Annotated in this window: 24 protein-coding genes and 2 pseudogenes; 10 read left to right on the top strand and 16 right to left on the bottom strand. The window is 43.1% G+C overall.

The window, feature by feature from the left end; translation table 11 throughout:
* The first annotated feature begins 35 nt into the window (after positions 1 to 35).
* Entirely contained in the window at positions 36 to 1,742 is a 1,707-nt protein-coding gene (locus A1QO_RS14410) for an autotransporter assembly complex protein TamA (RefSeq protein WP_017041467.1), read from the top strand.
* A gap of 58 nt (positions 1,743 to 1,800) precedes the next feature.
* Here the strand turns inward: A1QO_RS14410 and A1QO_RS14405 are convergent, their stop codons facing one another.
* From A1QO_RS14405 to A1QO_RS14395, 3 genes and pseudogenes are all read right to left on the bottom strand, one after another.
* Entirely contained in the window at positions 1,801 to 3,252 is a 1,452-nt protein-coding gene (locus A1QO_RS14405; RefSeq protein ID WP_017041466.1) for a phospholipase D family protein, read from the bottom strand.
* Positions 3,253 to 3,353: 101 nt separating this feature from the next.
* On the bottom strand, positions 3,354 to 5,393 hold the full coding sequence (locus A1QO_RS14400; protein WP_017041465.1) for a carboxylesterase family protein: 2,040 nt from the start codon (positions 5,391 to 5,393) through the stop codon (positions 3,354 to 3,356).
* Positions 5,394 to 5,617: 224 nt separating this feature from the next.
* Positions 5,618 to 5,872: pseudogene (locus A1QO_RS14395) on the bottom strand (hypothetical protein); the annotation flags it as partial.
* A 467-nt stretch (positions 5,873 to 6,339) separates the two neighbouring features.
* Here A1QO_RS14395 and A1QO_RS14390 point away from each other — a divergent pair.
* From A1QO_RS14390 to A1QO_RS14380, 3 genes are all read left to right on the top strand, one after another.
* On the top strand, positions 6,340 to 6,549 hold the full coding sequence (locus tag A1QO_RS14390; RefSeq protein ID WP_017041464.1) for a hypothetical protein: 210 nt from the start codon (positions 6,340 to 6,342) through the stop codon (positions 6,547 to 6,549).
* Positions 6,549 to 7,811 carry a hypothetical protein gene (locus tag A1QO_RS14385; protein ID WP_017041463.1) on the top strand — a complete coding sequence of 421 codons (1,263 nt, stop codon included), beginning with the start codon at positions 6,549 to 6,551 and terminating at the stop codon, positions 7,809 to 7,811. Before A1QO_RS14390 ends, A1QO_RS14385 begins: the two co-directional genes overlap by 1 nt.
* A gap of 187 nt (positions 7,812 to 7,998) precedes the next feature.
* The gene (locus A1QO_RS14380; RefSeq protein ID WP_010430691.1) at positions 7,999 to 8,250 is read left to right on the top strand and encodes a hypothetical protein; all 252 of its coding nucleotides are present in this window, start codon (positions 7,999 to 8,001) and stop codon (positions 8,248 to 8,250) included.
* A gap of 354 nt (positions 8,251 to 8,604) precedes the next feature.
* On the opposite strand, the gene A1QO_RS14375 is transcribed toward A1QO_RS14380, so the two are convergent.
* From A1QO_RS14375 to A1QO_RS14360, 4 genes are all read right to left on the bottom strand, one after another.
* Positions 8,605 to 8,823, bottom strand: coding sequence for a hypothetical protein (locus tag A1QO_RS14375; RefSeq protein WP_017041462.1), 219 nt, complete (start codon positions 8,821 to 8,823; stop codon positions 8,605 to 8,607).
* Between the two features lie 92 nt (positions 8,824 to 8,915).
* Complete coding sequence (locus A1QO_RS14370; RefSeq protein WP_017041461.1) at positions 8,916 to 9,908, bottom strand: DUF2955 domain-containing protein; 993 nt, start codon at positions 9,906 to 9,908, stop codon at positions 8,916 to 8,918.
* Entirely contained in the window at positions 9,898 to 11,004 is a 1,107-nt protein-coding gene (locus A1QO_RS14365) for an HlyD family secretion protein (RefSeq protein WP_017041460.1), read from the bottom strand. The genes A1QO_RS14370 and A1QO_RS14365 overlap by 11 nt, the downstream gene beginning before the upstream one ends.
* 19 nt (positions 11,005 to 11,023) lie before the next feature.
* Complete coding sequence (locus A1QO_RS14360; protein ID WP_017041459.1) at positions 11,024 to 11,518, bottom strand: hypothetical protein; 495 nt, start codon at positions 11,516 to 11,518, stop codon at positions 11,024 to 11,026.
* A 146-nt stretch (positions 11,519 to 11,664) separates the two neighbouring features.
* Between A1QO_RS14360 and A1QO_RS14355 the strand changes: the two genes are divergently transcribed.
* A complete protein-coding gene (locus A1QO_RS14355; RefSeq protein ID WP_017041458.1) occupies positions 11,665 to 12,345 on the top strand; it encodes a potassium channel family protein in 681 nt (226 codons plus the stop codon).
* Positions 12,346 to 12,601: 256 nt separating this feature from the next.
* Here A1QO_RS14355 and A1QO_RS14350 read toward each other — a convergent pair whose 3' ends face one another.
* Positions 12,602 to 13,564 carry a nuclease-related domain-containing protein gene (locus tag A1QO_RS14350; RefSeq protein WP_017041457.1) on the bottom strand — a complete coding sequence of 321 codons (963 nt, stop codon included), beginning with the start codon at positions 13,562 to 13,564 and terminating at the stop codon, positions 12,602 to 12,604.
* A gap of 641 nt (positions 13,565 to 14,205) precedes the next feature.
* On the opposite strand from A1QO_RS14350, the gene A1QO_RS14345 reads away from it, so the two are divergent.
* On the top strand, positions 14,206 to 15,069 hold the full coding sequence (locus tag A1QO_RS14345; protein ID WP_017041455.1) for a phage integrase N-terminal domain-containing protein: 864 nt from the start codon (positions 14,206 to 14,208) through the stop codon (positions 15,067 to 15,069).
* A gap of 246 nt (positions 15,070 to 15,315) precedes the next feature.
* Positions 15,316 to 15,648 carry a hypothetical protein gene (locus A1QO_RS14340; RefSeq protein WP_017041454.1) on the top strand — a complete coding sequence of 111 codons (333 nt, stop codon included), beginning with the start codon at positions 15,316 to 15,318 and terminating at the stop codon, positions 15,646 to 15,648.
* A gap of 207 nt (positions 15,649 to 15,855) precedes the next feature.
* Here A1QO_RS14340 and A1QO_RS14335 read toward each other — a convergent pair.
* The 8 genes and pseudogenes from A1QO_RS14335 to A1QO_RS14300 all read right to left on the bottom strand — a co-directional run bounded on the left by A1QO_RS14335 (position 15,856) and on the right by A1QO_RS14300 (position 23,538).
* Positions 15,856 to 16,757 (bottom strand): annotated as a pseudogene (locus A1QO_RS14335) (DMT family transporter).
* Between the two features lie 96 nt (positions 16,758 to 16,853).
* Entirely contained in the window at positions 16,854 to 17,567 is a 714-nt protein-coding gene (locus A1QO_RS14330) for a helix-turn-helix domain-containing protein (RefSeq protein ID WP_017041452.1), read from the bottom strand.
* A 109-nt stretch (positions 17,568 to 17,676) separates the two neighbouring features.
* Positions 17,677 to 18,039 carry a DUF6404 family protein gene (locus A1QO_RS14325; RefSeq protein ID WP_017041451.1) on the bottom strand — a complete coding sequence of 121 codons (363 nt, stop codon included), beginning with the start codon at positions 18,037 to 18,039 and terminating at the stop codon, positions 17,677 to 17,679.
* A gap of 618 nt (positions 18,040 to 18,657) precedes the next feature.
* Positions 18,658 to 18,936 (bottom strand): 50S ribosomal protein L25, encoded by a 279-nt coding sequence (gene rplY, locus A1QO_RS14320; protein WP_017035298.1) that lies wholly within the window; start codon positions 18,934 to 18,936, stop codon positions 18,658 to 18,660.
* Between the two features lie 283 nt (positions 18,937 to 19,219).
* Positions 19,220 to 20,578, bottom strand: a complete 1,359-nt coding sequence (locus A1QO_RS14315) for an ATP-binding protein (protein WP_017040749.1) — start codon at positions 20,576 to 20,578, stop codon at positions 19,220 to 19,222.
* Between the two features lie 63 nt (positions 20,579 to 20,641).
* Complete coding sequence (locus tag A1QO_RS14310; protein ID WP_017035300.1) at positions 20,642 to 21,301, bottom strand: response regulator transcription factor; 660 nt, start codon at positions 21,299 to 21,301, stop codon at positions 20,642 to 20,644.
* 28 nt (positions 21,302 to 21,329) lie between these two features.
* Positions 21,330 to 21,722, bottom strand: coding sequence for a PepSY domain-containing protein (locus A1QO_RS14305; protein WP_017038896.1), 393 nt, complete (start codon positions 21,720 to 21,722; stop codon positions 21,330 to 21,332).
* Between the two features lie 73 nt (positions 21,723 to 21,795).
* Positions 21,796 to 23,538: a DEAD/DEAH box helicase gene (locus A1QO_RS14300; RefSeq protein ID WP_017038897.1), complete on the bottom strand. Its 1,743-nt coding sequence runs from the start codon at positions 23,536 to 23,538 to the stop codon at positions 21,796 to 21,798.
* Positions 23,539 to 23,716: 178 nt separating this feature from the next.
* Between A1QO_RS14300 and rsuA the strand changes: the two genes are divergently transcribed.
* The 3 genes from rsuA (at position 23,717) to A1QO_RS14285 (ending at position 26,424) form a co-directional block, all read left to right on the top strand.
* Positions 23,717 to 24,412 carry a 16S rRNA pseudouridine(516) synthase RsuA gene (rsuA, locus tag A1QO_RS14295; protein ID WP_017035303.1) on the top strand — a complete coding sequence of 232 codons (696 nt, stop codon included), beginning with the start codon at positions 23,717 to 23,719 and terminating at the stop codon, positions 24,410 to 24,412.
* A gap of 141 nt (positions 24,413 to 24,553) precedes the next feature.
* Positions 24,554 to 25,762 (top strand): Bcr/CflA family multidrug efflux MFS transporter, encoded by a 1,209-nt coding sequence (locus A1QO_RS14290; protein WP_017035304.1) that lies wholly within the window; start codon positions 24,554 to 24,556, stop codon positions 25,760 to 25,762.
* The gene (locus tag A1QO_RS14285; protein WP_017035305.1) at positions 25,762 to 26,424 is read left to right on the top strand and encodes a DUF2913 family protein; all 663 of its coding nucleotides are present in this window, start codon (positions 25,762 to 25,764) and stop codon (positions 26,422 to 26,424) included. Before A1QO_RS14290 ends, A1QO_RS14285 begins: the two co-directional genes overlap by 1 nt.
* Positions 26,425 to 26,462 lie beyond the last annotated feature (38 nt).

Below are 26,462 nucleotides of genomic sequence, written 5' to 3'. Positions count from 1 at the left end.
GCCTAGTTGGGTGTCAAACCCACTAAGGCAGATTTGTGGCTTCTCTCGTCCAAAAACTCGTTGGAATTTCTGTATTCGTCTTCATACCTTTTGGTGACGTATTGGCTGCTGAATTTGCTATTCAAGGTTTATCCAAACCGCTAGAGAGGAATCTGGAATATCACCTCATGCCGTTAGCGAATACTTCAGCCAATGACATTCCCGTAAATCAGCTCAATAAGTTGGTTAGGTCAGCATTGAATCCTTATGGCTACTACCATTCTAAGTTCAGTGTTCAGAGAGAGCCGAACGATCTCATTGTATTAGATGTGGAACTTGGTGAGGTCGTGTTGGTAGCAAAATCTAATATCGTCGTGTCTGGTGAAGCCTCAAACGATGAAGATTTCCTCGAGTTAGTCAATCAAGCCCAGCTTAAACAAGGGCAGCCGCTACTGCATTCTGAGTACGATACGCTAAAACGAAACTTGACTTCATTAGCCCAGAAAAAAGGTTATTTGGATGGGCGCTTTATCGAATCGTCTTTGGAAGTCATCCCGAGCATGAATCAAGCAAATGTGAACCTACATTTCTCGAGTGGTTCTCGTTACCAGTTTGGTGCGTTATCGGTACCAACGTCGGGTATTGAGCCAGCTCGAATAGAAGTGATGCGAACGTTTGAGCAGGGTGACGATTTTGACACCGTGAAACTGAGTCAATATCAGGCCGACCTCTCCGGCACTGATTGGTTTCGCAGTGTGATTGTGAAAGCGAATTTCGAAGAGATATCCGATGGCCAAGAGGTGCCGATAGAAGTGCTCGCAGAGCCAAGCTCACGCAATATCGTGCAAGTCGGCGGTGGGTATACGACAGACTTGGGATTACGTGCTGCGCTGAATTGGACTAAACCTTGGTATAACACACGTGGACATAGTTTTGAGGCACAAGCGTACGCTTCAAAACCAGAACAGTCGCTATTGCTTGGCTACAAAATTCCGACCCAAAATGTCCTGACTGATTACTACGGTATTCAGTTTGAATCTAAACATGTCGACTATCGAGATACGTCGAGTTTTTCCAATGATTTGTCGTTTGAAAAGCATTGGCGGTTAGACAGTGATTGGAAAAGCACTATGCACGTTCGTTACTTGCAAGAGAGTTATCAACAAGCGTCGGAAAATAACGACTCACAGATGCTATTGCCAGGGGTAACGTTTTCATTGCTTGATCGCAAGAATGATCAATTAGAAGTAAAACACCGTCACGTTTACTCATTGGAATACTCGGATCCGAACTTTTTCTCAGATTCTCGTTTGCTGCGTATTGAAGGCAACAGTATGCTGTCTTGGGATATCAGCGAAAAACACAAGTTTCACTTTCGTTCTAATGTCGGCATCAACGTGGCTGAGGCTTTGAGCGATATCCCATCATCATTACGTTTCTTTGCGGGTGGTGATGGCAACCTTCGCGGTTATGGCTATGAGTCAATCTCTCCGAGAGATGAAAATGGTGATTTAACTGGTGCCCGTTACCTGTTCACCGCTGGCTTGGAATATCAATATCAGGTCTACCATCAACTATGGCTTGGTGCATTTTACGATGTAGGTGATGCCTTCAATGATAAGGTGGATTGGAAAAGTGGTACAGGGTTGAGTTTGATATGGAATTCAAAATACGTGCCCGTCAAAGTGGATTTTGCTTACGGGTTTGATGCGCCACATGGAGACCAATTTCGTATTCACTTCTCATTAGGCACGCAGTTTTAACTGCCATAAAAAAGGCTCTCATCAATGCAGATAGAGAGCCTTTTTTATGTTTTATTGCTCAGAGTTCGAACTCACCATTCAGTTGCTTGAATATCCAGTTAGGCGCTTTATGCCATCCACCATAGTTTGGATTCATAGTATGGGTTTCATTCATTGATTGCCACTGAGTTTGGCCTTGTCCATCTCGAGATACTTGCCAAAACAGTTCATCTTGTTGTCGGGTTAAGTAGTGCATGACATGTTCTGCAAAGACTTCGCTTTGGATCAACACACCAAGTTCCACATTGAGGAAATCCGATCTTGGGTCGAAGTTTGATGAGCCGATATAAGTTAGCCGATCATCGAGTATCACCGTCTTGTTGTGATAATAAGTATCCGAATGGAAGTAATGGTCATCATTTTTCGCTTGGTTTTTGTACTCCAGTATATGAACGCCCTTATCCAAAAGGTTTTGACGGTGCTCCTCGTAATAAGCCGGAATAAAGCCAGAATCATTAGAAGCAGACGAATTCGTCATTAACGTGATGTCCGCTTTTTGCTCCATCAAGGTATCAATAAAGGCAAATTTACCATCACTCGGTACCACGTAAGGCGTTGATATTACGGCTTTGTTCGCGGTAGCTAGTTGTTGCCAAACTTGGTGCTCTGCCCGCTTTCTAAAGTAGGGTTTGTTGTTTGCTAACTTGTTTAATGAGTCGAAAACGGGGGTGACTTGCGCAGTGATCAAGTCGGGACTGGTCAGTTGTTTAACCTGTTTTTCAACTTCAGCCAGAATGATGTTTTTGTCTTTCTCCCCTTTATTGACCGCTTTAGCAAACGCGGAATAGTTTGGGTTTACTTTAACGATATTTTCTATTGGTGTGACATGCTTGCTGTTCCAAAGCTGTTGGTAGTTTTGATCGAACGCTTGAATGATGCTGCCTTTAAACAACACACCCATATCAAAGAAGTTGGCTTTGCGGCTGTAACCAAAATAGTCGTTGCCAATGTTGCGTCCACCTAGAATCATCCATTGATGGTCGACGTTGAAATACTTCTCGTGTAGACGATTGTCCAAACGTTGTTGATGAGTAGAGAAGTTGACGGCGCGACCAATCCAACCTGACTTACGTGAATCAAACGGATTGAATAAACGGATTTGAATGTTGTCGTGAGCACTGAGATCAGCAAGCCATTTCTCGTTAAACACTAATAAATCATCGAGAGTGAGTCGAACTTGCACGCCTCGATCTGCTGCTTGTTTGAGTTCACTTAATAACATCAAACCAAGCGTGTCACTCTCCCAAGAAAAGTAAGTCATATCGATGCTTTGTTGAGCATTTCTTACCAGTTCAACGCGACGAGCAAAGGCTTCTGGAGCGGTAGGAATTAAGTAAACATCGGCTTGATGCGGAGTAGTTTGCCAATTGGCTTCAAAATCCGGTTCAACTTCAGGGTAAGGCTGGGCACAGCCGACCAATAGCGCGCTGAAGGTAAAGAGTAGCAGAGCGCGAAGGGCGTTAGGAAACATGAGTAAACCTTCCTAATTATGTTCAAGGAATCAGGATGAAAAAAGCCAGCGAACTGGCTTTTAGACATTCGGTAATGAGTTTTTAGTGATTGAGGATAACGTTACATGTGACTAAGAATCAGCCCGAGTTCCTCGAGACCGTTGAGGCGGCCTTGACGCAGTTTTGGATCGATGCCTGTGTGATGAGCATTGTCCCAGTCTTGCGTGGATTGAATGCCGCCATCGTTATCGATCAGCAATACTTGATCAGTCGCACTGTTGTATTGGAAGTCTTCGAATAGACGTTCGCTAAACCACATGCGAGAGAGTTCGTTCATCATTGCTTTGTCTTTATTACCTGGACGAACACTTGAACCATCGAGCTTTAATGCTTTGTTAAACACAAATGGTAATTCCGATGCATTGCAAGCGCCCACAATACAACTGATGCTGTTGAGCAAGTCACCCACGTCTAAATCGCCGTTTTCACCTGTGGTGTCATAAGTCCAAACATTGAAGCCTGGTGTGTAGTCAAAGTAGTAAAAGCTTTGCGTTGCTCCTGTTGTTTCTTCACTTGAAACCTTATGACGGTTTGGACCCGTGAAGAGTAAGTCATGCAACGCGGTTTTGAATTGCTGCATGTTTTTGGCTGCACCATCCAGTTCGTTTTCATCGTTAGGGAAAAAGTCAGCCAAAGCGAGTAACTCAGCTGTCGAATCAGAGTTCCCTAAACCAAAGAACAATTTGGTCATCGCTTCATAAGCGCTACTCGGCAGTCGCTCTAACAAGTCAGACAGGTCAAGATCAATCGACGTAGAGTCGTTAAGTAATGCCCGATATTCCGTGCGCAAGCGGCTCACATTCGTTTCCGACTCTAGCCACTCTCCCATGTATTCGACGATTAAGGTTTCGTCGCCACTTTCGATGATGTCTGACGCTTCTTGGCTCAACATTTCAAGGATAGTTGGGATCAAAAACGTCAGGCTCGGCAGCATGCCCAGCGTGTTGCTTTCTGCGCTGTTTGAGCCAATCACAGTCGGTACTATCCACTCACTCTCAATAGCTTGTTCAGTAAAGTGATGGCCTGGTACTTCTTCCACTAGCAACGCTGGTGGGCGGTGCTCAATGTACGGCGCAAAAGGCATCAACGTGGCTAAAGGGCTGTTGTCTCGTGTCGGGCTGATTAACGGAATGTTAGCCGCGGTCAGTACCCAGCTCTTGAGACGCTGAATAGGGTCAAGTATGTCACCCTGAACCTTCAAGACCTCATCAAGTGGTACTAACGTAAGCTCGTCAAGGTTTTGTTCTGGTCTCTGGCTCTTGGCTACATCGTAACTTTTGTACTCAAAACCGTAAGCGTTACTCTGCATAATCGCACGTTGAAAGTGCTCACCTGCGATTGCAGCACCACCTTTAGATTGCTGTAAAATACCCAGCGACATCGCCCCCGCGCCTTGACCCATAAGTGTCACGTTTTGTGGATTGCCGCCAAAGGCTTCTATATTTTGCTGAACCCACTCAAGCGCGTGTTTTTGATCGCCCAAGCCAAAGTTACCGCCTTCTGGGTTTTTCAAACCATCTACCCAAACACTGCCCAGTAAGCCCAAACGATAGTTAAAAGTCACAGCAATAAACGGCTTACCATCGTCGGCGCCTTGTGCAACCACCATATCACCGTGAATCAACGGCTCTGACCCCGCGCCGTATTCAAAGTCTCCGCCGTGAATGACGACGTAAACTGGTAAATCTGCATACGCTTCTGTGCCTGCTGGTCGCCAAATGTTTAGGTTCAAGCAATCTTCTGATTGTGTTTGTGTCGTTGTTTTTAACTGTGGACACGCATCACCGAACTGAGTCGCATCAATGTTGCCTTCAAGCGGCGCAACAATGCTGTGCTGAAAGCGGTCTGCTTGCGCAAATTGGATACCTTTGAACGCTTCTACTGCTGCCAGTTTTTCACCTGAACCAAGAGGCGTGATGACAAGAGACTCTTTGGCGGCTTGAATGGTCGCATCGCCAATTTCCAAGGAGATTTGCTCTGGTGGTGACGGTTGTAACGGCTGTGGATTGTAAGGAACGCTGGGTTTACTTGAATCATCACCACAGGCAGCTAAGGCAAGAGTGATAGTAATAGCTAAAGTTGAGCGATTGAGTAAAGTCATTGTTATGTCCAAAAAGTCATTTGGTGCGTGCACCGAAAGTGATGAACGGCATCGAACAAGCGACGTCCTGACGCTTTGGTATTAATCCGTGAATGGTTGGATGGTTTGTTGTATTGATGGCTCAAATGGTAGGGCATCGGTGACAGTTTCAATAATCGCCTTTGTAGGATGTCATCCTACTAACTAATGGCCTACCCATGTATGTGCTTGGTGTCTCTGTGCGCTTAGAAGCGATAACCCAAATTCAAGGTTAGTGCGGCACGTGTTTCACCTTTGTTGTAAAGCATGGTCAGGTTATAGTTCTTACCAATTTGCTTATTGAAACCAGTCAGGAATGCCCACTCGTTAAGCTCGACACCGATGTCGTAATCGAACTCGATATCACCGCTTTTGACTCGGCCATCCATACGAGAGTCCAAACCTTGGTATTCAGCACCCACGAAGAACTGAGCACGGTAGTCGACCAACTGAACCCTTAATCCACCCAGAAAATCTAGGGGTAAAGTGTGGGAGAGGAAAGTTGATTGATTTCAGTGTATTGCGCGATATTTTGAACGTTTTTGAAGGCTCAGAAACGGTGAAACCCCGATGTTGGTAGGAAGCCGTTGGTAAACTATTGATTTAGGTGTGTATTCAACTGGTTAGCGTGTAGGTTTTGGGTTGGTTTTAAATGAATTATCATGAGTTTAGCGTTCATCATTAGTGATTTGTAATCAACGCCTTACTAAAAGCACTCTACTGTATAAGTACACCCTATATCGGGATGAATATGGAATGATTGAACTAGATTTATGCTCTTGTTCATCTTCTTAGTTTTATTCATGGCCATTGGTTAAAACACAAACGGCTGCGCGAATAGAAATTTTCCTCAAGTCTCATTCATAATTCTTCTGTTCATTCATGAATAACCCCGCACTTAGACGTTAAGTTGGGGTAGGGAGATGCTATGACAGTAAGAAAAATCAGACCGAAGCAATTTATTGATGAGTTCTATCCTGATTCAGGCTTATGTCCTAGAACGGTTGTTAGCTGGATCAAGCAAGGTAAGTTATTAGGAGATAGAACGCCCACTGGGCGATTTTACGTATGTATCGACGTTGAAACGGGGAACCCAGTTGATAGGGTCAATGAACTCGTTCGATTCTTGGAGCTATGATGGTAGGGCGCAGTCGAAGTAAGGAGACGGCTCACTATCCTCCTTTCTTGATAAAGATGAGCCACAGGGGGCAACAACGTTTTCGGTTTACGACTATAGACGGTGTGAAAAAGCTTTTTCCAATTGGAACTACCGAGCAAGAGGCAATACAAGCATCTTATGTGTATAACCTGACGTATCGACCTGATTTGGTAAAGGAGTTTGCTCTGAATGATAGTTCAGGCTTTAAGGCCGCAATATCCAAGGCAAAAAGGGACAAGTTCAATAAGCCTCTGAAAGATTGGATACCATTAGTATTGTCACGAATTGAAAAAGAAGAACGTCTGTCTGATGGGGTGTATAAGAACCTGCAGCGTGACTGTAAACGTTTGGTTGATTACTTGGGGAGAGTACAGAGCAAATCACTGACTTTACCTCACATTAATGAATTTATTAACAAACACTATTCCACCATTAGTAATCGTCAGCTGAACAACAAAATCAGTAATCTGAAGAAAATATTCTCATATCTAGCGGATGAAAGTGCGATAGAAAGTAACTTTGTTTTGAATAAGAAGCAGCGTCGATTATCCAAAGAGGATTACGCTAAAGTTCGTCATGACCTAGATTTTGATCACTACCAACAGATTTATGATGCAGCGCCTTTATTTCTTAAAGTTGCAATGAGCTTAACGCTTGAAACTACTCATGCCGTTAGAGAAATCTACCGCCTCCGCTACCGCATCTATAAACCGCGTGAAGGTATATGCGGCATTCTTTGGAATTTGGAAGGGAGGGTTGAATACATAAATGGTCATGCTGTTTATGGCACGCTGTATATACATCGAGAAAAAGTTAAAAAATCGCAATCATCGACGGTGGCTATCCCAGTTACTCAGCGAATCAAAGATATCGTTGATTTATCGAAAACCTCAAGACTTCATTGCCCATACATTGTCCATCGCAAACCTAGGCAGCTTCAGCGTGGCATCTCTAAAGATAATGATCACTTATACCAAGTGCATCATCACAATATTAGCAAGGAGTTCAGTAGAGTTCGTGATACTTTGGGCTTGTACGATCATCTTGAGAAACCATTGAGACCGACATATCACGAGATTAGAGGGCTAGCGGCCAGAATGATTGAGCAACAAGGGGAGAGTGCCACACAGAGAATGGCTCATGCTGATGCAAAGACCACCAAAATTTATACAGGTAGTCAGGAGATCAAGTGGAATGAAGTACCACCGATTGAAGTTATGCCTAGATCGAAGAGCAGCTAAGAGAAGTTCGAACTTCGAATTTCTCTTAGCTGCTGAGTCCACAGAATCGCTTGATGCTCATAACTGGCTTTTGAAATCTATAACTCAGTTTTGCCCCATTTCGTTTCAGGACAACCCCCTTACGCTATAACGAATAACTCAGTATGCTATAAATAATCTAATCTCATTTTGAATGGAAAGGCGTACTATGAGCAAAAAACGGTTGTCTGCAAAAGAACTGCTGGAGGGGATGACACCCCATACTGCGCATAGTGATGATCTAGCCGAGGTAACATTGGATGAGTTGGGCCTTGAAATCTCTGAAAGTGATTACAAGACAGCGTTGAAGCGAATTGAATCACTGTTTGATGTGGCCGAACCTGGCACGCCTGAAGGTGAAGAGCTAGAAAGGCTAGCGGCAATGGTTGAAGAGTATGAGGAAAAGCACTTCCCCATTTAATAACTGCAACGCACTTCTGCCCAATTGCTTACGAACTGTATATGAACGTGGCAAATTTGGACGGAAGAATCTTAGCTTTTCTAATACCCAGATACGACAAGAGCCACTGTAGTGGCTCTATTACGCGCTACCTGCGGTCAATACTCTATGAGCGGAAGAGAACAGGGCTATTGAAAATGCGGAGGTCTTTGGTTATCGCGGCGCGGCCTGCGACTCTTTAGAGTAGACACCAATGTACTAAAAAGTCCCGCTATCATTGATATCATCTAGTCTATCCCTAAATTAAACAACAAAGCAACCTGAGCTTGAACTAGTTAACGGACTCGCGTAATCCGATAGGTCTTTATGCTGCCTTCAGCCATAGCTTTCAGGTAAGCTGCTTTGATTGCCTTCAATGCTTTCAATTTTTGCTTTTCGAGCTTTTGTAATTGGCTTCGCTGACTTCATAGCTATGCCTTTACCTATTAACCACTCGTCACAGCATACCACGCTACAAGCATTGATGCTCCAGCAAGTCACTCTGAATCGAGTTAACTCATCTTTGCCCCATTCCTTGTTATTACGCTCACTCATTCACATCATATTGATGCTACTTGCACGCAGTACAACTTATCCCAAAATAAGACAACCAAGCCGAGTTAAACCTAGGCTTGGTTGTTGTGACATTAAGTTCTAGTTCTAGGGTATAAGATAATCAAACTCATGATACCGATTAATACCGCGGCAAAAACCGAACTAAAACGCACGAGGTCATCTGAAATCGCACTGATACTTGTTGAAGTAATCCCATAGAATACTAAAACCACATAACTGGAATACATCAGTTGAATTGAGTTATAGCTAGCTTTCTTTGTAACGGCATGAATCCCCATAAATAAAGCACTGACTACAGCAACACCCACAGTTCCTACCAAATTGACTTGCAGCAAACTCATGATTAGGGGAGGAATGGCATACAGCACGCTCGCGTATGTTGTAAGCAGCCTTCTTAAACCATAATCTTTACCAATACTAGGATCAGGATTTTTAATCATTAACGCGACGATGATGGTAATAATCGTACTTTGTTCTAAGTCCAATTGTATCGTACATACCATCATGGTCATGACAATGATCGCTTTGAGCAAGGTTTGCCAATCAAGCAAATATTTCGTTGTCGAATTGACAGGTGGCATGCTTATCGCGAGTGGCTCACCTCGTGGAAATAGTAGGTAGGCCAAATAGGCGGTGAAGCCAGCGATAAAAATATTTTTTAGCAGAGCCATGGGGATTTGCTCAACGCTAATCCCTTTTTGCTGCGTAAAAACAGCAATCATTGCGGTTGAGACAATCAGCAATATAGCAAATACATCTTGCGGATTTTTCTTGGTACGCTCCATGCACCAGTAAAAAATTCCAAACAAGAACAGATAGTAAACATGTACGTAATCAATCAATAGTTCACTCATTAGTGCCTGAAACCAAGCAGTAATGAATAAAATGCCCCCCATAACAAACACCATAATTACAGGCGGTGGTTCATGAGTTGTAGTGAGAAAAACCGCACACATCGCTGGAGCGAGTAAAGGCAAATCCGTCCCATATACATATTGCCAAAACAGCAAAAGGACAGGGAATACCGCAACTCTTATAATTGGGTTAGCGGCACTATGATACATAACTGATATAACTCCATGCCCAGATCCACAAATCTTGTAGTCTCTCACCTAGGTAGCTTTCATCAGGGTAGAAACCCACCACAGCTCGACCACCGTATCTCAGATTTAGATCGGCAGGCAACGACGTGAACTCGATATTGACGGGGAAACGCTGCGCTTTTGAACTGCTTGTTGGTGACGTCATAAGGCCATTACTGGCATCTTGGGCAAGGCTACCATTACCGCTACTTCCCCAACCGATTGAAGATATTTTTCCTTCATAGACCTCTCCAGGGTTTGCATCAAAAACAATTTTGACGTTATCGCCAGGCTTTAGATGAGCCAGTGAATTCTCTCTCACCATGGCCGTCAGCCATAAGTTGTTGTTATTGATAAAGGTAAGAAGTGGTTGCCCAGCAGCAGCATAATCGCCAACAGCAACATCCATATTAGTGATAACACCATTAGCAGGTGCCGTCAGTTTGGTGTGATTGAGATTTAGTAGAGCCTGCTCTTGTCGGTTTAATACCGATTGGATTTCAGGGTTATCAATTCCTCTCGGGCCAAACTCTTGTTTCGCCTTTTCTAGTGCTGATGACGCTTGAGCCAACCCCGCTTGGGCCGTCTCTAGTTCGGCGATTATGTTATCCATTACCGCTTGACTTATCGTTCCTTTATTGGCAAGTACTCGATTACGCTCCACATTCTTCTTAGCATTATTGACCTTAACACGAGCTGCGACTTCATTTGCTTGAGCGACACTGATTGCTGCTGAATCCGCTTCATAAGACTGAGCTGCTTGTTGCAAATCAAATTTGGCGGCCTTAACGGCTAATTCAAAAGGACGCGGATCGATCGTGACGAGTTCATCTCCTGCCTTGACAATACTATTGTTAGTAATAAGTACTTGTGAAATAGGGCCAGAGACTTCTGGGCTAATGCGGATCAATTGGCCATTTACTCTAGCTTGATCTGTCATTGGCGTCATTCTGTCCGCCCATAAGGTGTAAAGCCAAAGAGCAGCAACTAAGGCAAAAATATAGTAAGTGAAAGAGCGAGCTTGGCTAATTTTTTTATCGCTATGTTCAGCACTGGTTTGGGCATTGTTATCTGACATTTTCTTTTCCTACTGTCGTTTACTGAGGTTGTTCCAGTAAATTTATCTTTTTATAAATGATACTTTTCTTAGTTCGTACTTCGACGGCAATGGTAATGATGAATGCAAATAGGCCAACCAGTGCAACAGCGCTTGAAGAAGAAACCATCACTTCGCCAGCGTATTTAGTCCAGATCACAGCTATAGCCACAAACCAGCCAAATAGCGCTGCTGCATGGGTGACTGCAATAGGAACAAGGTGAGACCAAAAACCACTCTGAAGTTGACTAATGTGTTGTGGGTGGGATTTGTTGAGCTGATGAATAAATAGCTTGGATGTGATCAACGACAAAATGATCCCTAAACCAAAAGTTAGAGATACCGCTTGTCCCCACACAGTCACTTCAGAATTAGTGATCACGTTAAGCGACATCGGTACGCTATCCATTCCTTTGAAATGGTGGCTCGCAATATAACCATTGATAACGCCGTTAATCACGCCACCAATCAATGAATCTTTCACTTTGATATCCACGTCTAGCACCTTCACTGTTGTACAATAAACTCTTACTGATTATAACGAGAATGTTCGAATAAATGCATATCAAACATGACCATTTTTGATACTGTTGTGGCTAGAGCATATTTGTGCGCCATGATAACTGTGGAAAGGGGTCAATCATGAATCTCGATAAAGCGTTGTCAAATATTAGCGAGAAGAATAACTTTATCTACTTAACGTTAGCTTTAATCATGCTGTTAATTGCCGCCGCCCTCGTTCAACTACTACAAGACAATGTGATCGAATACGTCATACAGGGGATTATGGTAGTGATTTTTATTGTTTGCTTTGTAAGTTTGCGCTTTGATCGAAAGTGGACGCATTTTTTAAGAGGTTTAGCCGTGGTTTGGATAGCTGCTATTGCCGCGAAACACCTCTTTCATATCAAAGAGATGAGCATATTTATGCTTTCTCTGACTTTTGTCTTTTTCTATGGCACTTTCCAATCTTTAGTAAGAAAAATCTTGTTTTCAGGCCAAATAGACACCAACAAACTTATTGGTTCTGTAACCCTATTCTTATTGCTTGGTTTAATGTGGGCGGTGGCTTACCTTTTGTTACTTGAGCTAGACCCTTTCGCATTTCGCGGGTTAGAAGCAATTCCTTGGGAAGATAATTTTTCTAATAGCGCTTATTTTAGCTTCGTGACCTTAACCACTCTCGGTTATGGAGATATCAATCCAGTGACTCCAATTGCGAAAACGTTAGTCTATTTAAAGTCGGTTGTTGGTGTTTTTTATATGGCAGTAGTGGTGTCTAGTTTAGTCAGTTCGAATTTAGGTAGAAACACGGCTAGATAAAAGATATCCCTTAAGTGGTCAAGTTATCACTAATGACAATTGCTATATTCGTATTGCTTCATAATATGATAAGGGACTGTTCCGAACCTTACTTTCTAATCAGTATTGCCGTTTGAGTTTTGGATTAGTAAACGTTATGTCAAAAAGAAATAGGGTTTTTTAGCTCTAAATGACTTCTGTCCAGAAACGAGTCAAAGGGCTCAGTCCTGACATTTGTGATCACCAAGTAATTTAATTCAGTAAGGCTTCAATTGTCTTACTGAAATACCACCTGTGTTCCTTCGCCACAATCACAAGAAATACTATAAGTGTTCTTCTTCTTAGTGACTTTTGCTCCACTGGAGTTGCAGAAATGGCAGCTAATACGCATTGCAGTATTAGTTTTGCACTTAGGGCAGAAAACGTAGTATCCGTACTTGCCATACTTAGGTTCTGTTTTCTTGCTCTGGCATTTCTTGCAAGCAAAGCCACTTTCAATGCTCGGCTTGGTAGTCTTCTCTTTGGATATATCACTAATCGGTGAGTCGGGAACCATCTCAATTTCTTCTATTTGTCGTTTAGTTATTTTTTGAGAACTGGCAGCGGTTGGGGTGTGTTGGTCAATGAGAAAGTTGACGATTCGATAAAGCTCATCTCGGCTAAAATTGGGGTTAGCGTTTAGAATAGTACCTGAACGATGTTGTTTGATTAGTTTTTTAACAGCGCTACCAATAGACTCTGCCTTAGTGAGTTTCTTGGATATACTTTTGGGAGCTGAGTTACGGTCTATTAAGGCATCATTCGAAGCGGCACATAGTTGATCCCAGCAACGTCCACCAAAGTACCCTTGAAGAAACGCTACCTTTTCTAGTAGTGATTTAGCGTTCTCATTTAATAGTGCTTTTAAGAGTTGGCTCTGGAGTTTAGCTTGTTCGATTGGAGACGGCATTCCCGTCCACTTCCCTCTAACAGTTCGGCTCCACTCTAATTGCTCATTGATTTTTACTTCACCTCGAATTGATTTTGATTCGATAACAATGAACCCCTTGTTGTAGATAACGATGTGGTCAATTTGTGCTGTTTCATTTTTTAACTGTACCCGCAAATCATTGATGATGAAAACATCACTCGTTTCTCCAAACTCTCTACGTAAATAGAAGGCAACATCTTGCTCAACTTTAGCCCCTGCTTTTTGTTGAGGGTTGGTATCTGGCTTTGAATCTCTGTCCTTGGTAATCATTTTATCGTCCTAATGTCTTCATCTCTAAAGATTATCAAATGCACTAGGGTTCATATTTATTTTGATGCAAATTATGCGACATAAGTACTTCTTCAAAAGAAAGTAATCGAATTAAAGACGGAATTAATCAGTCCTGTCACTCCAATTTAGGGGAGTGACAGGACGGGCAGCATACGCCTACTGGGGGCTACAAGCGAAATATCGGAATTGAAAATGAATGACGGCGAGAATTTATGACGCTGACAACGCCGCTAAATTTGTGGGTAGATTAGATTGAGACAATAATGAAAGAGAAATTAAAAGCAGCTGTCGCTGCAAAGACTACTAAACGTAGATACTTCTTTAATAACCAGCGCATTCTTATCTCAAATGCCTTACAGGCTTCTGGGAATTAGCAATTGCACATGGCTTACAGTCATTCAATTGTTCGGAATTTCTGGCCGCGCAGTAGTCCAGCTCTAGTACCGAATAACTTCATTGAAGTGATAGGCGTTCTGTCGAAATGAACGGGAGCAATAACACTAATCAAAACTCGCAATGATACCTACTACTGCACCCATGAAATAAGAACCTTGAAATGACAAAAGCACGAGCCACTAATCAAAGTGGCTCTTTTTTCCATTAAAATTAGAGGTGTTCACATGGCGACAAATTTCTATTATCAAATAAAACAACTTCTACACCGTAACTTAGATGGGTCAAAGGCGACTCAGGCAGAGCGAAAAAAAATTCTTAAGTTGGTGGATAGGCAACTTAAAGAGCTCGGCTTTAGGAAGCTTGAATTGCGAAACCTAGGCCGAAAACACATTGAGAAACTAGTAGAACACTGGAAGTCTCAGCGCCTCGCTGCTGGCACTATCAAAACTAGAATGACACATTTTCGGTGGCTAGCTGAGAAAATTGGAAAACCAGGCTTGATACCGAAAAGCAATGCTTTACTTGGCATTGAAAATCGACAATACGTAACTAACCAGAATAAGTCCTGCTACCTAGTTAAAGATAAGCTCAGCAATTTGAATGATTGTTACCTAGAGGCTAGCTTTCGCTTGCAAGCGGCATTTGGGCTACGCAGAGAGGAATGTATGAAAATACAGCTAAAGATTGCAGATAGAGGTAGCCATCTACTGTTAGTTAAAACAAAAGGCGCTAGACCGAGAAGCATTCCAATACTCACTCTAGAGCAGCGGAAATTAATAGATGAAGTGAAAAAGTGGGTGGGGGATGGGTCACTGATTCCTCCTAAGTTTAAGTACGTGACTCAAATGAAGCGGTACGAGCGAGCATGTATAAAAATGGGACTGAATAAAGCCCATGGTTTAAGGCATGCTTACACGCATGCTAGGTATCTTGAGCTGACAGGAAATATGGCCCCCGCAGCCGGTGGTGCATCCACTAGAGGGCTGACTGGCGAAGAGAAACGCATTGACTATGAAGCCAGAATGACAATATCAAGCGAATTAGGACACGCTAGAGAAGAAGTAACTGCTGTGTATCTGGGGCGATAGCCCTAACCAAGAAGGCTTTCGAAATTCGAAAGCCTTTGTTACTGCTCATTATGCTTGTGATGCGACACTTGCCATGTAACGAACCTATCTCTTATAAAACGTCTTTAATAAATTTGTGAGTTTGCACTGAGTATTTAGCTGTAAGCTAGGCTGAACTGTTGAGTCTAGGTGGGTAGTAAAGCACCATGTAAATAAGCGCTGTATGGGTTTTTATGTGCGCTGATTAATCAAATAGGTGGGGTTGGTATGAGTCTAAGTTTGGGTGATTGGGCAATTAAAAATATCAGAGAAAGTTTAATCGTTGAGCTAGAAGCGGAGATACAAATCAACTATGCCAAACAGTTTTCTCTGGTGAGAGAGGTAACTTTGATTGGTCTTGTGTTTATTGAGACAAACCGGCAGCTACCACTCGCTGTGTTTCTAGAAGAGTGGGCTTCAATTGAAACATCAATACAGACTGGTTTTGATCTCATGTATTCAACTAAGAAAGATTGCTATTTAGCCGCTTTTAATGAAATCAAAGCTGATCCAGGAGCATTTCAGGGCTTAATTGACGCAGTTACTTGTGGGCCTGCTTAACTTGTTTTTGGACATTTCTGAGTTAGCGACTTTGCTACTTTAGTAACATGCGAATAATTCTAGGTATTGGAAAATCGCTTGGTAAGGTGTCTAATTTCGTGGTGCGGCTCGATATAGAGCCATCAAACCACTTTAGTAGTCAGCCTAATGCTTAACATAGGACACAATTAGGCATGATAGTATCCATGAGTATTTGTTCGTGGGTGGCTAACTGTCTTTTACTTGAATCAACAAACAAATGAGGATTAAACCGATACCACTCCAACCAAGCAGCGGTATCGACTCACCAACCACCACCACAGCTAAAGCTGCTGCTACAACAGGCTCAAAAAGCGTAATCAAACTTGCACTGCTTGCGGTCACAAACCTTAGGCCAAATCCATAAGCAATATAACCTAAACCCATTGGAATCAAAGCCATATAGCCAACTACCAGAATATTGGTTGTTGATGCAAAAAGGTTTTCGCCAGTGACCAAAAGTGTTGGGAGCAAAATTAATGAACCAAAACCAAAAATACAGCCTAAAGCCGATTGGGATTCGACACCCTGTTCAATGAGTGTTTTAGCAACCCATGAATAGACGGCATAAAATAAACCCGCCATAAGACCCAACAAGATGCCAATCAGTCTTAAGTTACTGACTGTATCGGTTGCAGATGACTCTGAGAAAACTAACAACATGATGCCTGCAATTCCGACAGAGAAGCTTAGCAACCATTTTTTCGTGATGTTTTTACCTTTGCTAAATAGACACTCAAGTAAAACCGCAAAAAACGGTGCTGTAGCAATAGAAATCACGGTACCAATTGCGACACCAGCCAGCCTCATGGAGGAATAAAATGCTAATGGATAAGCAGCTAAAGCAATTGCACTAATCGCCAATTTCCTCTTATGATTCAGAATCTTTTTGAAATCATGTCGAAGTTGCTTGCGAGACAGTGCGACTTGAAAAAGCCCACCAACCCCCATTGAAAAGCACCTATTGCCAGAGAACTGATATCTGGAGCTAAACTAGCGACTGTGCCAGTAGTGCCCCATAAGATTGAAGCAAACAGTATCGAGAAAATGCCGAGCTGATAGGAAGTATAGCGATTGTACAACATAAATATATCTACCGAGGAACTGATAACAAGGCAGAAATATTAGGCGATTAATCACATCATGTATTTGCTAAAAGGACGCAATAGTTGCTTAAATAGACCAACTCAAGAACGAGCGAACGCTCTTGGTGACATTCCATAGTAGGTGGAAAAACGTCGACTAAAAGCTGAAAGGTCACTGTATCCTACTCGTTCAGCTATTAACTGCACAGGTAAGTCAGTATGGGTTAGCAGTGCCTTAGCCTTTTCCATACGTTGCTCAGTGATGTATTTGAACACACTCATTCCTATGTTTTCTTTAAAAAGCTTCTTGAACTGGGTTGGACTAAGATATATAGCCTTAGCAAGCGATTGAATAGTTAGAGGCTCGGCTAGCCGTTTGCTGATCATGTTCTGCACTGCACGAATTCGTGGATCGCTCGTTCGAGACAACTCTTGCTGTCCCAGCAATAAAGTAAAAATATTGACTATAGAGGCTTCAATTTGATTATCCACCTGATATTCAAGTTGCTTTTCAACAAAGTGAAGAAAGCTCAACAAAGGGGGAGAGGTTGAAAAAACGGCTAACTCCTCACTGATCAAATGTGAAGGAAGTTGACCATAATCAGCTACAATGAATCGTGCGGCTTCATCAGCAGTAAATCCATGTGCTATTCCTTTTGGGATCACCACGCATTCACCGACACTCACCTTACCCAAGAAACCATTCATATCAATATTAATATTGCCTTGAATAGGCAGTACCAGTTGATGATAGCTATCGTGAACATGGCTACTAAAGTGCTTTGTGTAAGTGCGAATACTTAAACTAGTTTTCATATCAACAACAAGTTAAAAAAACAGGCATCTTCAGCCACTTTCACTCATAACAAAAAGTAGGTCAAGCAGACGCTTCACGTAACTTACAATGGGGCAAAAGCCAGCTACCTCATGACTGGGGATAGTTATCCTCTCTCCATTGCTGCCAATCTCTTGTACCAGTAAGTTTTTGAGCTGAAACAATATGATAAACATCTATTGTGGCGCAGGCAGTTCCAACAAACAAAGAGGCTATAACTTGGGTAGTTGTAGGCTCTAGTGTTCTTTCCCAAACAAGAAGCCACATCAAAAAAAACCAATAAAACGATAATACAAACGCCTGTTTAACCCAAAATACATAAGGGTTTTCAAACACTCTTGGCATGGTGTTATGTGTGACGTACTTACTTAAAAGATAAGGATAGGGTTTAACGGAATTACGATGTACTCCCTTCGCTAATAAATGTTGACGTTCAAATTCATTTAGGTTCATCTTGTTCTCCAGTGGAGAGGACATTGTAAAGGCTAAAAATTCATCCTGGAGTTAGGATTGAAAAAGATGCGATGGAAAAGGCACCTAATAACTCGCACTAGAAACCTAGTTACACCTTTAGGAGAGAGAGCCCAAAACAATTAAGCTTCATGGCCCCCACGTCCTGTAAAAAGGTGAAGCTACAGACGGAGATCAACCTACGTCTTTGGATTAGACAAACTAGACCACTACACATATTGCATGAGGGCTGCAGTCAACATAATTAGCTAAATGATAATGGGGTACAACTGAGCTAGCTAGAGCGCTATTTGCAGCTGAGACATTTGAATTTGGCTTAAAATCAATCTAAGATTTGTTACTAGAAGAACTACTGTATAAGTCCACCTTTCGTCCACCTTTAATCCACCCAGAATGAATAGGGTTATATATTAACGGTAGGTTCTACAGGTATTTCAGTAGCTTGAATGGGAAATTGGAAGATTTTAGACCGTTAAAAACGGTGAAACCCCGATGTTGGTAGCATCGGGGTTTCGAATTTTTAGACTATCGAATGGTAAGGTCGATTATCTTATCTATGCAGAAGGCTTGGAGTTATCCAATCAATTCCTTGGTAGGGAATTAGATACGGATGAAGTCCATGTGCTCAACTTTAGGCTTGAACGCGTGACGTTGAACGTCTTGCGGCTTAACCTTAACTTCAGCGCCGTCAACCACTAGAGTGATTGCTTCGTAGAATTCAGGCTTATCCATTTGGTTGATCACGTCAGAGTGAACAAGTTCGATAGATACTGCTGGTGCTTCACCACCGTAGATTACAGCTGGGAATTTACCAGCGTGACGTAGGCGGCGGCTCGCACCTTTACCTAGTTCAGTACGTACTACTGCTTCAAATTTCATAGTTTTACTCTCAATTAGTAAACATTAAATATCACAACACAATGCGACCTTGTGATGCGCTTACATTCAACCGTAACCGAAGTTACTTTCAAACGAGCGCGGATACTATCATTCTCTTTGTTTTCGAGCAAGAGCCTACCTTGATTTTAAGGCGTTAACTTAGCGTAATTTCAGCGTTTGATTAGATATCGTTCAGTTGAAGCTTCATAAGCCTTGGTATAGAGTTTCGATATCATATTCCAATGTATTTTATCTGTGCCTCAGGCTGGTTACTGAGACCAAGTTACGGATGTGAAATATTCAATGTTAAGGCTGCTTTCAAGCCTCCCATGGCGCTTTTCGACAAGGTGACGTTTCCTCGGTAACTGTGGGCCATTTCGCTTACTATATTAAGCCCAAGACCTGTGCCTGGTGTTGTTTCATCGAGCCTCACCCCACGTTTGGTAACAAGATCAAGTTTTTCTTCAGGGATCCCAGGCCCATCATCTTCGATGATAAGAGTGACATGGTTACGATCAACGCTTTGGGAGTGAACTCTGATAATGCTACCCGCCCATTTGTACCCATTTTCAAGAAGGTTCCCGATCATTTCATCGAGATCGGCGGTTTCTACTGAAACTTCAATCTCGGAATCAAGTTCATTGATGAGTGTTATGTCTCTGTGGGCATACACTTTATCAAAGGCCATTGAAATTGCGTCAACACGCTCGCTTGGGTTTGATTTGACCGACAGAATATTCATAGAACCAGCCATTCGAGCGCGGCCTAAATGGTATTCAATATGATTTTGAATCTGATGGATCGGTTGTGAGAATTTTTCGGCATCTTTTTTGGGTAGTGTTTCAACTTCATTCTTGAGCACAGACAAAGGCGTTTTAAGCGCATGAGACAAATTACCAGCGTGATTGCGCGCCCGTTCAAGTAATTCCTGATAGTGAAACAGTAAGGCGTTCAAATCTGACACAAGTGGGGACACTTCTTTCGGATAATTGTCCCCTAAAGATTGTTGTTCACCGTTTCGAAGTAACACTAATTCTCGTTGCATCCTATTTAATGGCAATAGTGACCAACTGACTTGAATCCCGATCAACAGCAAGATACCCACAAAGAGCAATGACAAAATCAACCAGATTTCCCTTGTGATTTGTTGGACTGTTGATACTAGAGGCGCTTCATCAACACCGATGGTGATGGTTACGGGTACACTGAGATCGGGCAAATACACAGAGCGAGCAATATAGATGAGTTTTTCATTCTTTGCGCCAGTCACCGTGAGACCTAATGGCTTCTTTTTGAATGAGAGGCTTTTGTCCCAAAGGGAGCGAGAACGCAATGTCTTATCGGTTGTTTTGGCTGTCCAGTATAGACCACTATATGGCTGATAAAACCGAGGATCTGAAAGTCTGCTCAGCATCACTAAATTGCCATTGGTATCGGTTTCAATGTTGGCGGTGAGTTCATCCATAGCAAGGCTGAGTTGCTGCTTTATATCATCAGTAAGGTAGTCTTTAACGAGCTTAGGAATGCCAAGGCCTGCGGCCAAAATCATCGCGCCAAGCCAAAAAGCCGCGGCGAGAAGCAAACGGCTCTTAAGGCTGATGTTCTTAAGGTTTTTCTTGGATGGAGAGGCTAGCTTAGGCACGATACGCTCTTAATGTCATTGATGATAAAGAGGTGGTTAACCGATGTGGGCATATTAACATCATTACTCACAATTCAGTTGGTAGCCTAATCCACGCACTGTTTTTATGATCTTAGGGGCAATCTTTTTACGAATTCGTCCAATAAAGACTTCAACGGTATTTGAGTCACGGTCAAAATCTTGTTTATAAATATGCTCCACCAATTCAGTTCGTGAAATCACCTTATCTGCGTTATGCATAAAATAGGCAACGACTTTATATTCTAGGGCAGTCAGGCTGACGGCTTGTCCTTGCCAAAGCACTTTTGAACTGCGAGTGTCTAAGCTTAGGTCGCCAATTTGTTGAATAGGCGACGCATTGCCTGATGCTCGACGCAGTTGTGCACGAATGCGAGCAATTAACTCAACCATTTCAAAGGGCTTGGTTAAGTAGTCGTCAGCACCGGCGTTTAATCCTTCTACCCGCTGGCTCAAGGTGTCTCGTGCGCTTAAGATAACAACTGGCGTATTGATGTTTTCATCTCGGATGCCTTTTAAAACTGTTAAACCATCAAGTTTTGGCAGGCCAAGATCGAGAACAATGGCATCCCACGGCTCAGATGTTGCTCGGTATAATGCGTCAATGCCGTCTTGAGAAAGCTCTGGCACCCAATCTGCTGATTCAAGTGTTTCAATAATTTGTTCGCCAAGACGAGGGTCGTCTTCAACCACTAAGATTTTCATAGGTCACCACGTTGTGTTTATGTCGTTTTTATTTCTTGATCACATCTTGCAGATTGCGGCCCTTTATCTCTAACATTTCTAGAGTGGTGGCGTTGTATTCTACTTTGATTACGTTGTCATTATGAACCAACTTTAACTCGTAGATCCATTCATCGTCGTCTTCTTCTAATTCAACTTTGATGACGCGACCGTGCAGTTGTGATTCAATGGCATCGTAAAGGTCAGAAAAAGGCAGTATCAAGCCCTCTTTTACTGCTGTATACACTTCATCTTGGTCTTCATCGAACTCGATACGAGCACCTTCTTTGTACTCATCTTGAACGAGGTCATGACCATTTGTGTTGGAGTCTGACATCGCGACATTGGGTAATAAAAGCGCGCAAAACAAAGACACGCTAGCAATGGTTGTTTTACTAAGCATAACTGATCCAAAGTTGGGGCGACCTTCATTATCTTAAAACAATGAACATGAATAGAAGGTGAATTTGCCAACCTTAACGGTTTTGAAGCTCGTCATCGAATATTTTGTCTCTCATTTTCCAAAATCGGCCAGATTTACGTGCGATCACAAATTGAGGCAACCGAAATCGGTGTTGATTAGCAGCGACTTTGGTTGGAGACGCCGCGTCAAATGCGCGATGTTTGTCAGCTAAGTGCGGACGAACAAACTGATCTTTAAAGGCTTGTTTCTGTTTTTTTGTGGTGAGGGACCAAAACTCATGGACCTGGGCTTGGTTCTCGCCACGATAAGTGACTTTCAACTGAGACTTACCGTGACTGTCTTTAAAAACCGCGATATCCATTTCTAAGCACTCAAAGACCAAAGCGTCTTTTAGGTTCAAGGCTTCTTTGAGCTTTTTGTCTGGGTCGACTAATGTCGCATCACACTCATGGCATATGCGTGCTGCTATATCGTTATCGGCACCGCATTCATTGCAGTATTTGGCGCGAAAGCGATAGCCGCAGTGTTCACGTTCGCCCGTATCTTCATCGGTAAAAAAACCTTGGCAACGTCGGCCAAAGTGTTCGAGTAAGAAGCCGTTGCTGTCGAGTTTGCCCCAGAAATTATTGTTAAATCCACAGGCGGGGCAGGGAATGGTAATGATTTCGCTGTTCGAGTCAGGTTTAGGGTCGCCCACTTCTGGTTGGTAGAGGTCGTAGTTATTGCCTGCGTAATCGAGAACCAAGCACTCCGCCTTTCCAGGAGATAAACGTAACCCACGTCCAATAATTTGCTGATAAAGACTCACGGATTCTGTGGGCCTCAAGATGGCAATGAGGTCGACATGAGGGGCATCAAAACCGGTTGTTAAAACAGAAACATTGACGAGATATTTAATCTTTTGCTGCTTAAAACGCTGAATAATGTCGTCACGTTCGTGTGTCGGTGTGTCACCAATGACAATCGCTGACTCGGCTACGGGAAGCCGTTGCAAAATCTCTTGAGCATGGCGCACGGTTGCGGCAAAAACCATCACGCCTAACTTGTCTTGCGAATACTGCAAAATCTGATCAACGATTTGAGGCGTGGCCCGTTTTGCTTTGTCGATCACCATGTCCAGTTCGGCTTCTTTATAGCGCCCAGTGTTGGCCGGTTTTAGTTGAGAGAAATCGTAAGAGAGTACAGGTGCATCCATCATTCGAGCGGGAGTTAAAAAGTCTTCATCCAGTAAGTAATGAATGGGGAGTTCAAAAATGCAGTCGCGGAAGAAGCGGGGTTCTTCACTGCGTACCTGGCCTCGGGTGTGATATTGATATATCCACCCCATACCAAGTCGGTAAGGGGTGGCAGTTAACCCAAGTATTTTTATTCCTGAATTGAGCTCTTTTAGATGAGTAATCACTTTTTGATAGCTGCTGTTTTTGTCGTCGGGAACACGGTGGCATTCATCAATAACCAACAGTGAAAACTGGTTCTTAAAATCATCGAGATTACGAACCACTGACTGAACCGACGCAAACACGACTTGCTGGTCAGTCTCTTTTCTTCCTAACCCAGCAGCATAGACAGAACCTTTTAAGCCGTAGCCTTCATATTTTTCGTGATTTTGCTCGACTAGCTCTTTGACGTGAGCAAGTACCAAAACACGCCCTTTAGCGAGGCGAGCAAGTTCTGCGATCACTAGGCTTTTCCCGGCGCCAGTGGGCAGCACGATCACTGAAGGCGTCGAGTGCTTGCGAAAATAGTGAATAACCGCTTTAACTGAATCGGCTTGGTAGGGGCGAAGGGTATACATGGTAGTTATCGTTCTTTTTTATGGACCACTAGTATACAGGCTAACGGGTTAAGGCGACCACTAGCAGCTGATATAATAAGGAACATTGGCAATAAACAGCAGATAACCTAGGGCAAGCGTTCTTAGTTATCCATTTTCCATGTATACTGCGCGCGAAATTAGTGCGTTTGAGGCAGATATGCGTTTAGATAAGTTTTTGTGTGACACGCTTGGTGTAACAAGAAAAGAAGCTCACCAGATATTGCGATCAAAAAAAGTGATGGTTGACGGTGAGATGGAAAAAAGAGCAGCGTCACATGTGACGGAAGAGTCAGTCGTTGAATGGCAAGGTAACCAACTGGCGTTATCTGGGCCTCGTTACATTATGCTTTACAAGCCGGAAGGGTTTGTTTGCTCACACGAAGATGGCGCGAACCCTACGGCGTTTGAACTGATCGATGAAATAAAAATGGACGAGCTTCACTTTGCGGGTCGTTTGGATGTTGATACGACAGGATTGGTTCTGATCACCGATGATGGACAGTGGTCCCATCGAATCACCTCGCCGAAGCACAAATGCCAGAAAACTTACCGTGTTTGGCTAACGGAACCTGTTGAAGATGACTATGCAGAAAAATTCAAACAAGGTATTCAGCTGAAAAGTGAAACTGGATTAACGCTACCTGCTGAACTCGATGTGCGAGCGGAAAAGGAAGTGTTGCTAACCATCCATGAAGGTAAATATCACCAAGTGAAACGAATGTTTGCTGCTCTTGGTAACAAGGTAGAAGCGCTACATCGTGAGAAAATCGGTGATATAGAAATGGATGAAAGCCTAGAGCTCGGTGAGTATCGTTATCTTACGGAAGATGAAGTGAACTCTATCTGGAAATAACTCGGCTTTAGAAACACGTATATTTCTAAATGAGAACTAGTCTTTTTTATAAGAGTCGTTATTATTATTCGTTAATAATACGCCACGAGTTGGTTATGGTATCGGTACCATAATCAAATCGGCCACTGATTTGATAACCTAATGACAAATAATTCGATATCTTCTCCTGCCAGCTCACAACAAATAGGACTGATTCTTTTTGCGGTGCTTGGTGCTATTGGTGCTTTAACGCCACTGGCCATCGACATGTACTTACCTGCGATGCCATCCATTGCTAATGACTTGGGTGTGACGGCTGGTGAAGTTCAATTTACCTTGACTGCTTATACTGCGGGTTTTGCGATTGGTCAGTTGTTTCATGGGCCATTTGCTGACAGCTTTGGTCGTCGTCCTGTACTACTCATTGGTGTGGCTTTATTTGCTATTGCATCCATAGTGAGTGCGACCACTACGGGCATTGACGCGTTAACGTTTATTCGATGTGCACAAGGTTTTGCAGGGGCAGCGGCAGCCGTCGTTATTCAAGCGGTTGTCCGCGATATGTTCGACAGGGAGGACTTCGCTCGAGCGATGTCTTTTGTCACGCTCGTCATGACCATTGCTCCTCTTCTTGCGCCTATGATTGGCGGGCACCTCGCTATCTGGTTTGGTTGGCGCTCCATCTTTTGGGTGTTGGCTGTTTTTGCTGTTGTGGTGATTTTGCTTGTGGTTTGGAAAATTCCAGAAACCTTGCCAGTAGAAAAACGGCACCCGTTGCGCTTAGGTACGACAATTCGTAACTACTTGGGTCTATTTCGTAACCCGACCGCGATGGGGCTAATATTTTCAGGTGCATTTTCTTTTGCTGGGATGTTTGCCTTCTTAACAGGTGGCTCATTCGTTTATATTGATATTTATGGTGTTCGTCCCGATCAGTTCGGGTACCTTTTTGGCCTTAATATTGTCGCTATGATTATTATGACGAGTATTAATGGTCGGCTTGTTAAGCGGGTAGGGTCGCACGCTATGCTGCGCTTTGGATTGGTTATTCAGCTTATCGCTGGCATCGGTTTATTGGGCAGTTGGTTGCTTGATTTAGGATTATGGGGAACGGTTCCTTTTGTGGTCTTATTTATCGGCACTATTTCAACCATAGGCAGCAATACGATGGGCTTACTGCTCAGTGGTTATCCAAATATGGCGGGGACTGCATCGTCGTTGGCGGGCACGTTAAGATTCGGAACCGGGTCTATTATTGGTGCCGTTGTTGCGGCTATGCCAAGCGATGTAGTCTGGCCGATGATATTCGTAATGACAGCGTGTTCTGTGCTGTCAGTAGCATTCTATTGGACATTAGGAAGAAAGGCATAGTGTCAAATTATACAGTTGAAATTCAAAAGGTCGTCAATCTAGCCTTAGCAGAAATGCAGGCTGAACATGCCTCTGGCAAGTTGGCTGATGCGCCAATTGCCAATAATCATTTCTTGGTGCGCTGGGTGACAAAAGCTCTCAAAAGTCAGCGTTTTGAACGGTGTGTCGTGGATGATTTAATTCGTTGGCAAAAATCAGGGCGTTCAAAAGGCGATAGTGCAGGACTACCCTTTATCTTTAAACGAATTTCCGTGTTTTATGCGCAGTTTTTCCAGTCAGACGAATTGCTGAAAGAGCTTAAAGACAGTGATATTGAAACGTTTTTGGATGTAATGATTGCCGCGAATTGGGACGTTTCAACCTCAGAGCCGTTAATTGGTGGGGGTAAAGTTCAGATCTTTACGGATGGGCATAGTTCGCTAGCATTGTGCGCTAACCAGTGTGATGACTGCTTTGAGGGGGAGTTACTCACTCAACCAATGCACTGGTTTGTACGGGGTAATCATGCCGAGTTTATTGAAAAATCGGCGGCGGCAGGTTTTATGGTTCACAAGGTAACGGATTACAAATCTGTGGTTAAATACCATGGTGAATACGTGATTTTCCCACGAAATCAGGGTAATCAACTGGCTGAAATTCCATTGAATCTGAAGATAGATTAAGACGTTAAGATAGACGAAGCTTTCAGAGGTTAAACAAG

The organism is Vibrio genomosp. F10 str. ZF-129, from assembly GCF_000287055.2.
In the GTDB taxonomy this organism is placed as follows: domain Bacteria; phylum Pseudomonadota; class Gammaproteobacteria; order Enterobacterales; family Vibrionaceae; genus Vibrio.
Note: the sequence above shows the minus strand (reverse complement) of the source record. Positions and strands in the feature narration are given on the sequence as shown.

Bases quoted from the DNA above. Each gene is read 5' to 3' on its own strand.
- A1QO_RS14405 (WP_017041466.1), bottom strand. From the start codon at position 3,252: ATGTTTCCTAACGCCCTTCGCGCTCTGCTACTCTTTACCTTCAGCGCG.
- A1QO_RS14400 (WP_017041465.1), bottom strand. From the start codon at position 5,393: ATGACTTTACTCAATCGCTCAACTTTAGCTATTACTATCACTCTTGCC.
- A1QO_RS14390 (WP_017041464.1), top strand. From the start codon at position 6,340: ATGACAGTAAGAAAAATCAGACCGAAGCAATTTATTGATGAGTTCTAT.
- A1QO_RS14385 (WP_017041463.1), top strand. From the start codon at position 6,549: ATGGTAGGGCGCAGTCGAAGTAAGGAGACGGCTCACTATCCTCCTTTC.
- A1QO_RS14380 (WP_010430691.1), top strand. From the start codon at position 7,999: ATGAGCAAAAAACGGTTGTCTGCAAAAGAACTGCTGGAGGGGATGACA.
- A1QO_RS14375 (WP_017041462.1), bottom strand. From the start codon at position 8,823: ATGAGTGAGCGTAATAACAAGGAATGGGGCAAAGATGAGTTAACTCGA.
- A1QO_RS14370 (WP_017041461.1), bottom strand. From the start codon at position 9,908: ATGTATCATAGTGCCGCTAACCCAATTATAAGAGTTGCGGTATTCCCT.
- A1QO_RS14365 (WP_017041460.1), bottom strand. From the start codon at position 11,004: ATGTCAGATAACAATGCCCAAACCAGTGCTGAACATAGCGATAAAAAA.
- A1QO_RS14355 (WP_017041458.1), top strand. From the start codon at position 11,665: ATGAATCTCGATAAAGCGTTGTCAAATATTAGCGAGAAGAATAACTTT.
- A1QO_RS14350 (WP_017041457.1), bottom strand. From the start codon at position 13,564: ATGATTACCAAGGACAGAGATTCAAAGCCAGATACCAACCCTCAACAA.
- A1QO_RS14345 (WP_017041455.1), top strand. From the start codon at position 14,206: ATGGCGACAAATTTCTATTATCAAATAAAACAACTTCTACACCGTAAC.
- A1QO_RS14340 (WP_017041454.1), top strand. From the start codon at position 15,316: ATGAGTCTAAGTTTGGGTGATTGGGCAATTAAAAATATCAGAGAAAGT.
- A1QO_RS14330 (WP_017041452.1), bottom strand. From the start codon at position 17,567: ATGAAAACTAGTTTAAGTATTCGCACTTACACAAAGCACTTTAGTAGC.
- A1QO_RS14325 (WP_017041451.1), bottom strand. From the start codon at position 18,039: ATGAACCTAAATGAATTTGAACGTCAACATTTATTAGCGAAGGGAGTA.
- rplY (WP_017035298.1), bottom strand. From the start codon at position 18,936: ATGAAATTTGAAGCAGTAGTACGTACTGAACTAGGTAAAGGTGCGAGC.
- A1QO_RS14310 (WP_017035300.1), bottom strand. From the start codon at position 21,301: ATGAAAATCTTAGTGGTTGAAGACGACCCTCGTCTTGGCGAACAAATT.
- A1QO_RS14305 (WP_017038896.1), bottom strand. From the start codon at position 21,722: ATGCTTAGTAAAACAACCATTGCTAGCGTGTCTTTGTTTTGCGCGCTT.
- A1QO_RS14300 (WP_017038897.1), bottom strand. From the start codon at position 23,538: ATGTATACCCTTCGCCCCTACCAAGCCGATTCAGTTAAAGCGGTTATT.
- rsuA (WP_017035303.1), top strand. From the start codon at position 23,717: ATGCGTTTAGATAAGTTTTTGTGTGACACGCTTGGTGTAACAAGAAAA.
- A1QO_RS14290 (WP_017035304.1), top strand. From the start codon at position 24,554: ATGACAAATAATTCGATATCTTCTCCTGCCAGCTCACAACAAATAGGA.